The sequence below is a fragment of the Paenibacillus glacialis genome (assembly GCF_001637205.1).
In the GTDB taxonomy this organism is placed as follows: domain Bacteria; phylum Bacillota; class Bacilli; order Paenibacillales; family Paenibacillaceae; genus Paenibacillus_AQ; species Paenibacillus_AQ glacialis.
On sequence record NZ_LVJH01000002.1, the window covers coordinates 411,226 to 427,115 of the forward strand.

At 42.4% G+C, this 15,890-nt stretch carries 16 protein-coding genes; 2 read left to right on the plus strand and 14 right to left on the minus strand.

All coding sequences use genetic code 11. The features are described from left to right. Nucleotides 1–142 precede the first annotated feature (142 nt). The 7 genes from groL to PGLA_RS02360 form a co-directional block, all read right to left on the minus strand. Nucleotides 143–1,774: a chaperonin GroEL gene (gene groL / locus PGLA_RS02330; RefSeq protein ID WP_068528063.1), complete on the minus strand. Its 1,632-nt coding sequence runs from the start codon at nucleotides 1,772–1,774 to the stop codon at nucleotides 143–145. Between the two features lie 53 nt (nucleotides 1,775–1,827). Then, complete coding sequence (gene groES / locus PGLA_RS02335; protein ID WP_068528071.1) at nucleotides 1,828–2,109, minus strand: co-chaperone GroES; 282 nt, start codon at nucleotides 2,107–2,109, stop codon at nucleotides 1,828–1,830. A 467-nt stretch (nucleotides 2,110–2,576) separates the two neighbouring features. Continuing rightward, nucleotides 2,577–3,353 (minus strand): twin-arginine translocase subunit TatC, encoded by a 777-nt coding sequence (gene tatC / locus PGLA_RS02340; RefSeq protein ID WP_068528075.1) that lies wholly within the window; start codon nucleotides 3,351–3,353, stop codon nucleotides 2,577–2,579. Between the two features lie 91 nt (nucleotides 3,354–3,444). Further along, entirely contained in the window at nucleotides 3,445–3,669 is a 225-nt protein-coding gene (gene tatA / locus PGLA_RS02345) for a twin-arginine translocase TatA/TatE family subunit (RefSeq protein WP_145939459.1), read from the minus strand. Nucleotides 3,670–3,822: 153 nt separating this feature from the next. Next, nucleotides 3,823–4,308 (minus strand): MogA/MoaB family molybdenum cofactor biosynthesis protein, encoded by a 486-nt coding sequence (locus PGLA_RS02350; protein WP_068528080.1) that lies wholly within the window; start codon nucleotides 4,306–4,308, stop codon nucleotides 3,823–3,825. A gap of 36 nt (nucleotides 4,309–4,344) precedes the next feature. Next, a complete protein-coding gene (gene moaC / locus PGLA_RS02355) occupies nucleotides 4,345–4,818 on the minus strand; it encodes a cyclic pyranopterin monophosphate synthase MoaC (protein ID WP_068528083.1) in 474 nt (157 codons plus the stop codon). Then, nucleotides 4,796–5,452: a 5-formyltetrahydrofolate cyclo-ligase gene (locus tag PGLA_RS02360; protein WP_145939454.1), complete on the minus strand. Its 657-nt coding sequence runs from the start codon at nucleotides 5,450–5,452 to the stop codon at nucleotides 4,796–4,798. Before PGLA_RS02360 ends, moaC begins: the two co-directional genes overlap by 23 nt. Before the next feature lie 269 nt (nucleotides 5,453–5,721). Here PGLA_RS02360 and PGLA_RS02365 point away from each other — a divergent pair, with 269 nt between their 5' ends. Next, a complete protein-coding gene (locus tag PGLA_RS02365; protein WP_068528085.1) occupies nucleotides 5,722–7,668 on the plus strand; it encodes an ABC-F family ATP-binding cassette domain-containing protein in 1,947 nt (648 codons plus the stop codon). 856 nt (nucleotides 7,669–8,524) lie between these two features. Here the strand turns inward: PGLA_RS02365 and PGLA_RS02370 are convergent. From PGLA_RS02370 to PGLA_RS02400, 7 genes are all read right to left on the minus strand, one after another. Further along, the gene (locus PGLA_RS02370) at nucleotides 8,525–10,066 is read right to left on the minus strand and encodes a 2-isopropylmalate synthase (RefSeq protein ID WP_068528088.1); all 1,542 of its coding nucleotides are present in this window, start codon (nucleotides 10,064–10,066) and stop codon (nucleotides 8,525–8,527) included. 1,152 nt (nucleotides 10,067–11,218) lie between these two features. Further along, on the minus strand, nucleotides 11,219–12,271 hold the full coding sequence (gene tsaD, locus PGLA_RS02375; protein ID WP_068528090.1) for a tRNA (adenosine(37)-N6)-threonylcarbamoyltransferase complex transferase subunit TsaD: 1,053 nt from the start codon (nucleotides 12,269–12,271) through the stop codon (nucleotides 11,219–11,221). A gap of 20 nt (nucleotides 12,272–12,291) precedes the next feature. Next, entirely contained in the window at nucleotides 12,292–12,783 is a 492-nt protein-coding gene (gene rimI, locus PGLA_RS02380; RefSeq protein ID WP_425415331.1) for a ribosomal protein S18-alanine N-acetyltransferase, read from the minus strand. Nucleotides 12,784–12,802: 19 nt separating this feature from the next. Then, nucleotides 12,803–13,597: a tRNA (adenosine(37)-N6)-threonylcarbamoyltransferase complex dimerization subunit type 1 TsaB gene (gene tsaB, locus PGLA_RS02385; RefSeq protein WP_068528095.1), complete on the minus strand. Its 795-nt coding sequence runs from the start codon at nucleotides 13,595–13,597 to the stop codon at nucleotides 12,803–12,805. Then, the gene (tsaE, locus tag PGLA_RS02390) at nucleotides 13,594–14,082 is read right to left on the minus strand and encodes a tRNA (adenosine(37)-N6)-threonylcarbamoyltransferase complex ATPase subunit type 1 TsaE (RefSeq protein ID WP_068528394.1); all 489 of its coding nucleotides are present in this window, start codon (nucleotides 14,080–14,082) and stop codon (nucleotides 13,594–13,596) included. The genes tsaB and tsaE overlap by 4 nt, the downstream gene beginning before the upstream one ends. A 288-nt stretch (nucleotides 14,083–14,370) precedes the next feature. Beyond that, nucleotides 14,371–14,556: an H-type small acid-soluble spore protein gene (locus PGLA_RS02395; protein ID WP_068528098.1), complete on the minus strand. Its 186-nt coding sequence runs from the start codon at nucleotides 14,554–14,556 to the stop codon at nucleotides 14,371–14,373. A 23-nt stretch (nucleotides 14,557–14,579) separates the two neighbouring features. Continuing rightward, a complete protein-coding gene (locus PGLA_RS02400) occupies nucleotides 14,580–14,819 on the minus strand; it encodes a hypothetical protein (protein WP_068528100.1) in 240 nt (79 codons plus the stop codon). A 173-nt stretch (nucleotides 14,820–14,992) separates the two neighbouring features. Here PGLA_RS02400 and ku point away from each other — a divergent pair, with 173 nt between their 5' ends. Beyond that, the gene (ku, locus tag PGLA_RS02405; protein WP_068528103.1) at nucleotides 14,993–15,889 is read left to right on the plus strand and encodes a non-homologous end joining protein Ku; all 897 of its coding nucleotides are present in this window, start codon (nucleotides 14,993–14,995) and stop codon (nucleotides 15,887–15,889) included. Nucleotide 15,890 lies beyond the last annotated feature (1 nt).

Below are 15,890 nucleotides of genomic sequence, written 5' to 3' on the forward strand. Positions count from 1 at the left end.
GCGAAAAGATCAAAACCCATTTTGCGGACATCCTAAATTTTGAATTTTAGCAGAGAATGTGATTTTTATGTGATTTAATGAAATAAGGCTCCCTCTCGGGAGCCTTATAAACACTAGCATATCAGGTTTTTTGATGTATTAATTACATCATTCCGCCCATACCACCCATGCCGCCCATATCAGGCATTCCACCGGCTTTTTCTGGTTCTGGCTTATCAGCGATTACTGCTTCAGTAGTCAAGAACATTGCAGCTACAGATGCAGCATTTTGCAATGCGGAACGAGTTACTTTAGCAGGGTCAACGATACCAGCTTCGAACATGTTCACCCATTCGTCAGTAGCAGCATTGTAGCCGATACCGATTTTTTCTTTCTTCAAGCGTTCCACAATAACAGAACCCTCTTGACCAGCATTAGCTGCGATTGTACGGATTGGTTCTTCAAGAGCGCGCAATACGATGTTTACGCCTGTTCTTTCGTCACCAGTCACGTCTACAGCATTTACAGCACTATATACGTTCACAAGTGCAGTACCACCACCGGATACGATACCTTCTTCAACCGCAGCGCGAGTTGCGTTCAAGGCATCTTCGATGCGTAGTTTGCGTTCTTTAAGTTCTGTTTCAGTTGCAGCACCGACTTTGATAACTGCTACGCCGCCGGACAATTTAGCCAGACGCTCTTGCAATTTCTCTTTGTCGAACTCGGAAGTTGTATCTTCCAATTGTGCTTTAATTTGGCTTACACGAGCATCGATATCAGCTTTGTTTCCAGCGCCATCAACGACGATTGTGTTTTCTTTGGTTACACGCACTTGACGTGCAGTACCCAATTGCTCAATTGTAGCGGTTTTTAGGTCAAGACCCAGTTCTTCTGTAATCACTTGTCCGCCAGTCAATGCAGCGATATCTTGCAACATTGCTTTACGACGATCACCGAATCCTGGAGCTTTAACAGCAACTGCGTTGAAAGTACCACGCAATTTGTTAACGACTAGCATAGCTAGCGCTTCGCCTTCGATATCTTCAGAGATCAATACAAGTGGTCTAGCCTGTTGCACGATTTTCTCAAGCAATGGCAAGATCTCTTGTGTGCTGCTGATCTTCTTATCAGTGATTAGGATGTATGGATTCTCAAGAATAGCTTCCATTTTGTCCGTATCTGTAATCATGTATGGAGAAATGTAACCGCGGTCGAATTGCATACCTTCCACGACTTCCAATTCAGTAGCGAATCCACGGGATTCTTCAACAGTGATAACACCATCATTACCCACTTTTTCCATAGCTTCAGCGATCAATTCGCCTACTTCTTCGTCAGCAGCAGAGATCGATGCAACCTGTGCAATAGATTGTTTGCCTTCGATTGGTTTTGCGATGTTCTTAAGTTCGATTACAGCCGCTTTAACAGCCTTCTCGATCCCTTTACGAATAACCATTGGGTTAGCACCTGCAGTAACGTTCTTAAGGCCTTCACGAATCATCGCTTGAGCTAGAACTGTTGCTGTAGTAGTACCGTCACCAGCTACGTCATTCGTCTTTGTAGCCACTTCTTTAACGAGCTGTGCGCCCATGTTCTCAAAAGCGTCTTCAAGTTCGATTTCCTTAGCAATCGTTACACCATCATTGGTAATAAGCGGGCTACCGAATTTCTTCTCAAGAACTACGTTGCGACCTTTAGGTCCCAATGTTACTTTTACTGCATTTGCCAAAGCATCAACACCGCGCAGCATAGAGCGGCGAGCGTCTTCACTAAATCTAATATCTTTTGCCATGGTGATGTATTCCTCCTTAAGGATTATATATTACATACGTTCATTTATGATAATTAACCTACAATCGCATGGATGTCGCTTTCTTTCATAATCAAATATTCTTTACCTTCATATTTGATTTCTGTTCCGGCATATTTACTGAAAAGAACCTTGTCGCCTTCTTTTACTTCAAGAGCAACACGCGCTCCATCTTTTACCGCACCGCTTCCTACTGCAATAACTTTACCTTCTTGCGGCTTTTCTTTAGCGGAGTCCGGAAGGACAATTCCAAATGCTGTTGTTTCCTCTTGCTCGATTGGTTCTACCAATACGCGGTCACCTAAAGGTTTGATCATGAAAAATAGCCTCCTTATTAATATAGTATGTTGTGATACAGTAACATCTGTCGAAATATGTATTAGCACTCGACAAGCCTCAGTGCTAACAACCAATTTTTATGATACTCAACTTGGGCACATTTTTCAAGTCCTTTGACGGCTTTTTTCAAAATAAAATGTGTGAGCTCTCATCCATTCTATCCACCCCCCCGTTATATATGCCTCTAATAATATAGATTGAACTAAAGACAAAACTCCATATTCATGATCTTCTTTAGAAATGATTGAACTGGTGAGCGCAAACTTTAGTTCAATCTATTATCGTTAGGACATTTCCAAATAATTACTTTTATACAGGAATACTGTTAAAGCCGAGTGGCATGCCCCTTGTGCACTGGACAGATAGAATAACATATCTCAGCTTGTTAGCGAAGCAAACGGCTTCACTGCCCCTTATGAGGACAATAAAGCCGTTTGCTGTTTAATTATTCGGTTGGATCCGTTGGTTGCCGATATTTCGCTTCCAGCGCCTCGTCAGCTGCTAATTGTTTGCGATATATAAGTGCCGATACAAACACACTGAACTCATATAATAATAGGAGTGGGATCGTCACTAAAAAGTCAGAGATGAAATCTGGTGGTGTGATCACTACAGCTATAAATACGAGTACAAAATAAGAGATCTTTCGCATTTTGCGCAGTCGCAATGGATTCAAGATTCTAATTTTGGTTAAGAACATCACAACAAGAGGTAATTCAAAGAGAAGAGCTAACGGAATCACTAGACTAAACATAAAACTGAAGTATTGCGTAATGCCATAGGTTTCTTCTAAACCCATGCTTATGGTAACCGCAGTTGTGAAAGAAAGTGCCATCGGAAATACAATATAGTACGCAAAGGATATCCCAGCTAAGAAAAGAATCAACACAAACGGTACATATCGCAACGCTGCTTTACGTTCTTGTTCCCTTAAGCCTGGACCTACAAAGGCCCACAATTGATATGCGATCCAAGGGATGGATATAACTAGCGATACAACCATAGAAATCTTCATGTATATCCCAATGGCATCCCAGAAGGAGAAGGCGTGAAGGACAAAATCCTTGGCCGTATCCGCTTGGAGTAAATAATCATAGATAGGCTTGGCCAGAAATAGACCAATAATAAGTCCCGCAAGAAATACAATCAAAATATAAATAATTCTTTTACGCAGTTCACCCAAATGTTCAAAAATGGACATCTCATCTTGCTCTACTGACATATATGTCACCTCCTATTTTCACGCCTATTTTGGACAGAACAAAATCCCTACCCAGAGGAAGGGATTCGACTGTCAGTATGATGCTGACGTGCTATTCGGGAAGGCGTTTATTTTCCAATTCATTCTGAGAATTGTCTATTTTTTTGGATTCAGACTTCTGTGGAGCCGAATCTTCCATGATGTCACGTGCCCCATTCTTAAATTCGCGGAATGTCCGTCCTACAGCGCGTCCTAATTCAGGCAACTTATTGGGTCCGAACAGTAATAGCGCCAATATAACAAGCAAAATAATACCCGGTGTTCCAATTCCCATTATTAATTCCTCCTTCATCCTATAAATTCCTTATGAAAGATTCTCAGATGATCTATTCTTTCAACTAAAACAAATATTTAATATACGAATTATACCATAACTTATATCACATAAACACAGTGATTTTCATGGTTAATTCGCAATAAATATTGTGATCTATTGTCGATATTGACCTGTTACCATCAGGAGTGCTTCAGGTAGCTGATCCATAATCGCTGCTAGACATTCGTGTACTCCTTTGGGGGTACCTGGCAGATTCACAATAAGTGTTCGCCCTCTTATGCCACAAATACCGCGAAATAGCATGGCAGATCGATTACGTTGCATCACTGCTTCTCTCATCGCTTCTGACATTCCTGGAACCTCACGTTCAATAACCTTCCTTGTCGCCTCTGGAGTTACGTCTCGAATGGCAAGTTCCGTTCCTCCTGTCGTTAGAACGAGATCCGCCCTGAAATAATCCGTTAGTTCAATGAGTGATGCCATGATTTCATCCTGTTCATCGGGCACGATGCGGTATTCTACGATCTCTCCGCCCAATTCCTCTTCCACCAACTCCCGGATGACCTGGGCACTCGTATCTTCACGCTCGCCTCTGGCTCCTTTATCGCTGGCAGTTAAGATCGCTGTTTTCCATACCATGTGATCACCCTCCTCCTTCTCTTCTTTATTCTATCTCTATGATTTAAGTTGATAATCTCCGCTCTTTCCACCTGTCTTAGATTGTAGCAGAGTGGGTCCTATAACCATATCCTTTTGTAGTGCCTTACACATGTCATATACCGTAAGGGCAGCAGCGGACACAGCGGTCAATGCTTCCATTTCTACGCCTGTCTTTCCAGTTGTCTTGACGGTTGCTTCTATGTATAGTTCATTATGATCATTGTCTGTAAAATGAATATTTATGCCCGTGAGTGGCAAAGGGTGACACATTGGAATCCAATCGGATGTTTTCTTCGCAGCCATAATACCTGCTACTTGAGCCACTGCAAGTACATCACCTTTGCTAATCTTACCCGTCTTGATCCTCGTAAGTGTCTCTGCTTCCATTATAACCGTTGTGTGGGCAACCGCCGTACGTGCACTCACGTCCTTGTCGGACACATCCACCATACGCGCTCTACCCTGTTCATTGAAATGAGTTAATTCCATCGTTACCCTCCTTATCACAATTCACGATTGCCTTCTCTGTCACGAGAATATCTAGCATTGCATCATGCCTACCCATAGGCACCTTATTCACGACCTGCATTTCATAGCCAAGTCCAATCAAGATAGGAGCTCTTCTATGATCAACGTATGGCTGTAACCTCTCATACAATCGGTCATAATAACCTCTGCCGTATCCCAATCTTCCTCCCATCCTATCAAAAGCGAGACCTGGTACGATAATCACGTCTGGCACACATTGATGCCCAAAAGCACTTGTACGAAGGGGATTAGGTTCCTCTATACCATATGAGCCTGACGACAGTTCATCCCAATCTCGAAGTGAATAGATATCCATAGAGTAATCCTTAGGATTACATCTTGGAACAAGCACTTGTAGTCCCTTGCTCCATCCCCATTCAATTAAAGGTCTTGTATTCAGTTCAGAGCGAAATGAAATATAGACTAGAAAATTACTTATTTTCATAGATTCCAATACTTGCATCATATGATAAATAGCCTCATTAGACCACTGTTCACGTTGAATATTTGATAGTGAATTACGCTCATCATTCATATTAAAGCGCAGTTTTTTTTTGGTATCGGATAATGGGTCGTTATTCCCGTTCATTCCCATGCAGCCGCCTTCTCTATACTTACTTAGACTTATGATTTGCCTATAGTGTACCACTGTTGCTTTCTTTTCGCCAAGAATGCCTTCAAGTCCTGCTATGGAAGTCGCCTATTGTAAGCTTTTCATGTAAAATAGCTATCAAGTAGAAACGGCCGTGTTATCCTTTTTCAAGAACAGAACCCGTTTTAGCGGAAATATAAGGGATAGAGTATCAAGTGAAACTTATAATTTCTTATATTTTAAATAAGAACAAAGATGGAGGTTTCCACCGCATGTTGCTTCAAGCCACTGGTATTAAAAAATTGTACGGAGTTCATCCGGTTCTCGATGGAATTAATATACAAATTCTTGAAAAAGAGACAGTTGGACTCGTTGGTGTAAATGGTGCAGGTAAGTCTACTTTCCTACAGATTCTAGCAGGGGAAATATCCCATGATGGAGGACAAATATTCAAAGCCAAAGAAACAACGATAGGTTATCTTGCTCAGAATAGTGGTCTTCATTCAGATCGGACGCTTTGGGAAGAAATGCTGAGCGTGTTCACACCATTAATCGATGCCGAACAAGAACTGAGGTTAATGGAGAAACAAATTGCTGATCCCCTATCGATGGAGAATCCTAAGAAATATCAAGATCTATTAGATCGATATGCTCTGCGTTCGGATTGGTTCAAAGATCAAGGCGGATATGAAATGGAGACCAAAATACGAAGCGTACTTCATGGTATGGGATTTGGTGATTTCGCACCTGATACATCAATCACGGCGCTGAGTGGTGGACAGAAGACACGGCTTGCGTTAGCGCGTATTCTTCTGCTAGCTCCCGATGTACTTATGCTGGATGAACCTACGAACCACTTGGATATCGCGACTTTGACATGGTTAGAAGATTACCTACGTTCTTATTCCGGTTCATTATTAGTCGTGTCCCATGACCGTTATTTCTTAGATCGGTTAGTAACGACAATCGTTGAGATTGAACGACATCAGTCCAAACGTTACACGGGTAATTACAGTCGATATATCGAATTAAAGGCTGCTGAATACGAATCACAATTGAAACAATATGATAAACAACAAGGCGAAATTGCACGTATGGAAGACTTTGTTCAACGCAATATCGTACGTGCCTCCTCAACAAAGAGAGCACAGAGTCGCCGCAAATCCCTTGAGAAAATGGATCGACTTGATAAGCCACTCGGTGATCTGAAGAAAGCTCATTTTTCTTTTGAAGTGGAATATTCATCAGGCAAGGAAGTTTTGCATGTAAGTGAACTATCTGTCGCGTTCGATCCATTGGCGCCTCTATTCCAACATGTATCTTTTGATATGCGTCGTGGTGAAACAGTTGCCTTAATCGGACCTAACGGGATTGGGAAATCAACCTTGTTCAAATGTATGCTCAATACGCTCGAACCTGCTGCCGGGATGATCCATTGGGGTACGAAAGTGAAAATTGGGTATTATGATCAAGAGCAGACCAACTTAAATTCAGCAAATACGGTTCTTGAAGAACTGTGGAGCGAATATTCTCATATGGAAGAGGCACGTATTCGAACGGTACTTGGAAACTTTCTATTCAGTGGTGAAGATGTTCTCAAGAAAATCTCCGCACTCAGTGGGGGGGAGAAAGCTCGGGTTGCTCTAGCCAAGCTTATGTTGCTAGAAGCTAACATGCTGATTCTTGATGAACCTACCAACCATTTAGACTTATTCAGTAGAGAAGTGCTTGAATCCGCCTTAATCGATTACGAAGGGACGCTTCTTTTTATTTCACATGACCGTTATTTCTTAAACAAGATGGCAGAGCGAATTGTAGAACTTTCCCCAACTGGGACAGAGCAGTTCCTCGGTAATTATGATGATTATACAGAGAAGAAACAAGAATTAGCAGAAATACAACAAGAAGCTGCACTTGCAGCAAGAGCTACATCGAAATCAGACGTCGGTTTTGAATCTGGAGACAAACCTGGGGCTTCCTCATTTGAAGCGGATAAATTAGCTAAACGGGAAGAACGTAATCGTCAGCGTAGACTGATTACCTTAGAGGAAGAAATTCACGTTCTAGAAGAGGAAATTACAACTCTTGAAAGTAAAATGGCTTTACCTGAAATTTTTCAAGATTACATGGCCCTGCAAGAGCACCAACAAATGGTCGATTTGAAAAAAACGACGCTTGAAGGCGTTTATAGTGAATGGGAAAACCTTGCTGTAGAATAAGCAAAAAATGCTCGTAAATGCAATGATAAAAGAAATATAAAAATTAAATTTATTCAAATATTTGGAGTTATGCACAATGTTATCCCCGTAAAACGTGCATAACTCCAACCTAAAAATAGCCCTGAGGGCTATTTTTTTAGGGTTTACTGAGTTTTTTTCGAAAAACCCACTTTTATCCACTAAGTTATGCACATTATCCACAATTTTCATGAAAAAAATATCCACGGTTTCAAAATTCATTTAAAGCTATATATATTCCTATTTGAAGGGGTATATACACAATTCGACATGGATATGTGGATAACTTTGTCCACATCTTGACAAGCTAGTTTAGCCTTCTATAAAGACGGCATCTTAGAGAATTGCTGTACACGATTAGCCCTCTTTTCTATTAATCACAATCTGATGAACAATAGCTCAGCTGTTGCCCAATCGGTTCTAATCAACTTTACACTGAACGTAACAAAATACTGCGTGTCAAAAGACACGCAGTAGCTGAAAGATAAACCGAGTCGTCTATATCATCGTTAACCATGCCTTAAGGTTGTAAGTACATCGCTAGAGTGATTAGACTTGTAGATGATTCCTGTTATTCATAGCACTATGAATGGCTGCTAATGTTACGCTAAACGCTGTAATTTATGCGTGAAATTCATAATAGGTTTACTCCTTATTGTAGATATTTTAATATCATCATTTATCAATCCTATTGTAGCTCTCGAAATTCAATGGAGTATTAACCTTTAATCAACATGAAGGGCACTCTTTTATTTACCAAAGAGTGCCCTTCACTTACTATACATACCACAATAACTATCGATTACTTATTGTTGTACACACTCATTTTCCACGCTGACTAAGCTATAGAAATCTCCGAAAGTGCACTGTTACACGCGGCAACATACGCCAATCCGGCAGCCATCACGATATCCTGATGGCTTGCAGTGCCACGATAGGTCTTTCCTTCCCATTCCACCATGACGGCAGCTTCAGCATGTGCTTCTTCACCAGTGCTAAGGGAGTGCAGTTCCAAGTCACCAAAGATGATATCTGCCTCTATGCCTTGGCTTATCGCTGTAATTAAAGCTTCCAGAGGTCCTTTTCCAGTCGCTGTATGTGTGGATTCTCGATCTTCTTGCAGATGACGAAGCGTAACAGATGCAGTACGTTCCTCTGCGCTACCCGATTGTACCTGAACTTCTCCAAGTTCAAAGTTCTGCATCCTTTTTCCTGTCGCCTGACTCACCATCTTCAGCAATAGGTCATCACTGACCACTTTTAATCGATCTGCTGTTTCTTTAAAGACACCATACAGTACTTCCAACTCTTCTTCCTTCATCTGTATCCCGTACCTAACTATACGATCCTTCAGGGCATGACGACCCGAATGTTTACCCAATATAATCATATTACGTGGAATCCCTAATGATTCAGGATCCATAATTTCATAGGTACTTCGATCCTTCAGTAGTCCATCTTGATGAATGCCAGACTCATGCTGAAATGCATTACGGCCTACAATTGGTTTATTAAAAGCCATCGGGAAATGCATAGCACTACTAACAGCCCTTGATGCTCCGTATAGTTGCTCCATTGAAATCCCAGTTGAATAGTTCAGTGAATCTTTTCTCACTTCCAAAGCCATAACCAGTTCCTCTAGTGCACAATTCCCGGTTCTCTCACCTACTCCGTTCACGGTTACTTCGATCTGAGATGCACCATTCTGAATAGCAGCAAGACTATTGGCTACTGCTAGCCCCAAGTCGTTATGGCAGTGAGCGCTATATAGAACACCCGCTCCGCCTCTTGCGCCTTCACGGACTTTCCGGAACATATCCCCATACTCTTGTGGAAGTGCATATCCCACTGTATCTGGGAGATTGATCATGGTTGCTCCCTCTTCGATCACAGCCTCTACGATCTCAATCAGATCATCTATTCCTGTACGAGCTGCATCCATAGCTGTAAATTCAACTTGGTCACTGAATTGCTTAGCATAAGCTGTCATCTCCCGAGCCATAGCCACGACTTCCTTCCGACTCATACGCAATTGATACTTCAAGTGAATATCAGATGATGACAGAAAGAGGTGAATCCGACGACGCGCAGCATCCCTTGTTGCTCGAACTGCAGCATCAATATCTCCTTTTACCGCTCTAGCGAACCCACATATTTCCACTTGCTGAAACTGCCGCGATATAGCTTCTACCGCAGCGAACTCGCCTGGGCTTGAGATAGGGAAGCCAGGTTCCAACACATCTACACCAAGCTCTACAAGCTTGGCAGCAAGCTGTATCTTTTGCTCCGGTTGCAGACTTGCCCCTGGCGCCTGTTCTCCGTCGCGTAGCGTCGTATCAAATATAATAATCCTTGGTGATGTTGTTGTTATTTTTGTCATGTTAATGACCTCCTAAAAGTTTTTGAAGAGCTACGCTCTCCTGAGTAATCTTCGTTTCAAAAACTCGCATCGTAAGCATTAGCCTAGTTTTGTGGAGCGATGCTCCTTGGGTGTACTTCATAAACAAAATCTTAAGTTTTCTGGAACCCAAAAAACAGAAAAAAACCTGCCATCTCTTATTTATAAGAGACGACAGGTTTTCACCTTCCGCGGTACCACTCTTGTTGGCGCCAATAAAATAAGCACCCCACTTTGTTCTTTATGTCCGGTTGCGTTACCTTACATAAAGAGTACCCTTTAACGGTGGACAACCGAACTCGTGTACACTTCTTTATGAGGTTGTTCAAAAAGTCATCTTTTGATCACGAAGTATGCCAAGAGGCTTATTCGACATCGAATCTTGAATTCAGCAGGTCCTTCCGGTGCTCACGTAGGTACTGCCTACGCTCCGCTCCTCACTCCCTTGCTTCATCCAATCTTCTGAAGCGTTTCGAAGAAACGCAGCATCGTAAGCATCACCTCGGTGCTGAAAAGCTGACTTTTTGAACTCGCACTTTACGAAGTTCCACGAACTAAACTCCCGGGCGAGATTCAAAGGGTTTTGCCGCTGTGTTACACCAATTCCACAGCTCTCTGAAAGGCATTGTCCTTTTACTACTCCCGATCATGGTCTATATTGATATCTATTTTTGTATACAAAAAAGCCCGTCATCTCTTATATCAAGAGACGACAGGCTGTTCACCCATTCGCGGTACCACTCTTGTTGTCCCTCCTACCTATGTAATCATAGGATCATTGGAAGAACCCCTCAAACGCCTTCAGCCATGACTAACGTTAAAGAAATGGACTGACCGGCTCACCCTCTTACGGAGGCTAACGTAACGGTATACTTCCCCAGCGTGCACTACCGGGCCTGTGAAGACTTATTCTTCACAGTGTTCCACCGTTCCGCTCCCAAGCGAGTTCAGGTTTCCTTCGACTGCGTTGCACCTACCCGCAGCTCTCTAATGTCCCGGATTACCTTACTACTCTTGTTCATCACGTTTATAACAGTCTGAAATTTAAACTGATTATATCTACCCTCGATAAAATTGTCAATATGCAAATGTCCAGCATTGTATTGTATCACCACAATGAATTCATACCTTCACTCAATCTAGGGTGTTGCTACCCCAAGCTTCCAGCGAAAGCTGCGGATCTGCTTTCATATCAAGTGATGTGAAATATTGTTCACGCCATTTAAGATAGGCTGCAGCACCGATCATAGCAGCATTATCTGTACAATATTCGAATGGAGGAATAGAGAGGTCTATTCCTTCTTTGGCACATTGTCGAGTAAGTTCAGTTCGTAATCCACGGTTAGCGGCAACCCCACCACATAGTAGGAGCTGCTTCACATCATAAGCTTTCACAGCACGTATCGCTTTAGTAACAAGAACATCCACGACCGATTCTTGGAATCCACGGGCAATGGCAGCTGATATCGGAGCATCACCACGCATTTTACGCTGATTAATGACATTTAAGACGGCTGACTTTAAACCACTGAAACTGAAATCATACGATCCCGCTTCTAGCCATGCACGTGGAAGATCGATAGACTCTTCAGACTCCATTGCCATCCGGTCCACATGAGGTCCTCCAGGGTACGGGAATCCAATTGAACGTGCTACTTTATCATAAGCTTCCCCTACAGCATCATCCCTAGTCCGCCCGATGACTTCAAACTGACCTTCTTGCTTCATATATACAAGCTCTGTATGACCACCAGATACCACTAATACCATACAAGGATAATGAATTTCTCCAACTAATCGGTTAGCATAAATATGACCTGCTATATGATGTGTTCCAATTAAAGGTTTAGATATAGCGACAGAAAGACTCTTGGCTGCGACTACACCTACCAATAGGGCACCTACAAGTCCTGGTCCCTGCGTCACTGCGATCGCTGACAAATCTGTCATCTTGATTCCTGAAGCTGCTACGGCTTCATCAAGCATGAGCGTGATACTCTCTACATGCTTACGTGAAGCCACCTCTGGTACAACGCCACCAAAAGCTTTATGCGTCTCAATCTGACTTGCAATCAGATTGGACATCACTTCATGTCCATCTTTCACGACAGCCACGGCCGTTTCGTCACAACTTGTCTCGATGCTTAAGATATAACACGGTCTATCTTCATTCTTCTGTTCATTCATCAATCTATACGCTTCCTTCCCTACTCATACTCCTCGTATTGTGGCAAATCTGCCCACATGATCACAGCATCCTCATGATTATCTGAATAATAGCCTTTACGAAGTCCTGCTGACACAAATCCTTTTTTCTCATACAATCTTCGAGCAATAATATTAGAAACACGGACCTCTAATGTCATCCGAATCATGCCTATATTCGATGCAGTCTCCATCAACTCTTCCAACAGCCGATCGCCTAATTTCCGTCCACGATATGCCTCAAGTATAGCTATGTTCGTCACATGTGCTTCATCAACAATCGTCCACATGCCCGCATACCCAATAGGCTCCCCATCATTTTCCATAACCAGGTACTTTGCGAAGAGGTTGTTCATTAATTCATTACGAAAAGCCGTCTCCGACCACGGCAATGTAAATGCCTCGTGTTCAATGACCATGACATTAGGGATATCCTCAATAGTCATGGGACGAAACGAGAATCCATCATGTTCTTCATTATTCCTCTGTTCCATTAACATGGCCTAACTCCCTTCATGGCTTGCGCAGGAGATTGGCTTCCGCCTCAGCAAGCTGGGTATAATTTGGAACCAGTGAATGCATATCATCTTGTTCCCCAGTATGAAACTTCTCCGTTCCTAACACCCCAACGTAACGCCCCTCCAAATCGTATGAAACGATATGAAGAGCATCACCTAGGCGTATTCTAAGTCGTTCAGCTGTCTCCTTATGGAGATTAACGTCCCCTACAAACCAGATAGAATGTGGCTTCTTTTGCTCAAAGGTAGCCTCTATCCGATGGACTAACTCTTCTATCCATGTCTCCATTAAACGAATAGCATCCTGCTCAAGACGATATGGAGCACTTGATTCAGATGAACTAAACAGTGCTGTATACACTTGACCACGCCTAGCATCGATAAGAGGAATAATCCAATTAATCTGGCCCGATCCCACCTTATCCTCTTGTGCATTTATGGCGTGAATAAAGCCGCCATAGGCTAAAGAATGAAGGGTTGATATTCCAACCACTGGGACATTCCAAGCCCAAGCCAATGTCTTCGCTGCTGTTACGGCAATACGTGTACCCGTATAAGAACCAGGACCGATGCCAACCGCTATGCCTTGTACATCTGTATTTAACGTGGAAGATGCTTTCAACACTTCTTCTACAATCGAGAGTATACGAATGGAGTGATTTCGTTCACCAAATTCATTGATCTCATGCAGTACCTTGCCATTCTCCATAATAGCTACAGACAATGATGTTGTAGACGTATCCAATGCTAGAACCCGTTGCACGGCTGCCAACTTCTGTGGTTTGTTCATGATTTAAAGACTCCATTCTTATTCAGGTTACAACACCATTCTTCATAGGGCTCTCCAAACCCTCGGACCGTAATCTTACGCTGGTCTACGCCCGTGGTCTCAAGAAATAAATGCAAATGAGATTCTGGTAGAAGTTCACTTATGATCTGGGACCATTCCACCAAGCTTACTCCCTCGCCATAGAAATACTCATCTAATCCAAGCTCATCAGCTTCATCCATAGATAAGCGATACACATCCATATGATAAAAAGGTAATCTACCTTCGTATTCTTTTATAATTGTGAATGTTGGACTGTTAACGATACCCTTCACTCCTAAATATTTGGCGAATAGTTGTGAGAAAGCCGTCTTTCCCGCACCTAAATCACCGTCAAGCCCAATCACAGTACCTGGTATTGCAACTTCAGCAAGCCAAGCCGCCAGTGCCTCCGTGTCCTGTAATTGATTAGAGGTATATATGTATTGCTCTTTATAATGACTCATTTCCAATATAAACCCACCTTTACGGCCATTTCCATCATAACTTGACCTTTATTATATCGGTCAACGCAAGGACCCGCAAGAAGCGACATCTTCTATTTCTTAATGTTTTGCAAAGGTTACCCATCATAACCATCCTTCACTAGGCGATGTTGCACAAGCGTTGTACCATAATTTTCATAATGGATAACTTATATTCAATGACAAAAAGATCCAACCCGCTGCGCTTCCAACGGATCGGACCTTTCTGAATTATTGCTAATACTCGATCTGCTGTCTTACTGCTAATGCCTAATGCCCCTCTTCATGGAGACGATCCACACTTACCGTGTGCGTGTTGTTCGGACGTGATCCTAGCTGAACCGTAGCCATACCGTTGGCTTCATCCACTTGCTCAATCCATACGGGCTTCCCATCTAATTTAACTGCATAGTTCTCTTTATCATGGAAAATATCAACTGCTCTTTTGATATCCATTTATTATGGCTCCTTTTCATTCATTAGTCAGATAAACCAATATCCTCCGTATTTACAAACTCGTCTTCTCGCTTCATGTACAGCTCTTGTTGCGGAGTATCCCCAATATATCCATTGGATATTGTAACCTGTCCGCCACCCAGACCTTCATTCACCATTCGATCCACATCCAATAGATAAGCTTCTTCATCATTGTCCGTCTCAGGAGCTGTAACGTTGTTCCAATTCACTGTATTTGCTTCTATTTTATCTTGATCGACCATGACTTATCACTTCCTCCTGTGTAGTTCGTGATGTTTTCCAACTGGGCCCTTCTAAATATGCCCTTCAGACTATCCTGTCATGCATAGGTGGATTCGCTAAAACGAATGCTAATTGGATATACTACCTTCATAAAATTATTTCTTATTTTTTTAAAAAAAAGGAGGGATTATTCATGCATACAGTATGGAAAGGTGCAATCAGTTTCGGATTGGTTCATGTCCCTGTCAAAATGTTCTCTGCGACGGAAGATAAGGATATTTCAATGAGGTATGTCCATAAAGTATGTGGAAGTCCACTATCATACGTTAGAAAATGTCCTGTATGTGAGAAAGAAGTGGAATGGGAGGAAATATCCAAGGGATATGAATATGAGAAGGGGAAGTTCGTTCTATTTGAAAAAGAGGAACTCGAACAATTATCAGATCAAAACAATAAGAATATTACCATTTTGGATTTCGTGGATTTGACGGAGATCGATCCCATCTATTTTCAGAAAACTTACTATTTGTCTCCAGACCAAGCAGGTTCTAATGCCTATATGCTTCTTATGGAGGCCATGCGTCAATCCGGTAAAATCGGCATTGCCAAAATCTCCATCCGGTCTAAAAGTAGCTTAGCCGCCATTCGTGTCCTTGATGAGTGTTTGGCCATTGAGACGATCTTTTATCCCGATGAAATTCGTCCCGTCTCCCAAGTACCCAACCTTCCGGAACATACTGTAGTTAACGAAAAGGAAATGGATATGGCTAAGATGCTTATTGAACAGCTCTCAACCCCATTTGATCCGAACAAATATACGGACGATTATCGCGTAGCATTGCTACAACTAATTCAGAATAAAGTCGCTGGCGAAGAAGTTAAAATTGCTCCGGCAAGACAAGAGAACAATGTTATTGACCTCATGGCAGCACTTCAGGCCAGCATCGAGGCGGTGAAACCGATTGTCACGGATACTGGTAAGCCTAAACGGAAACGAAGCGGAATTACCAAACCGGAGACCGTTGGAGTTGAAAGTAGCATCAAGCCTAAACCACGTAGCACTTCAAAAAACAAAAAGACGGTATCATAGA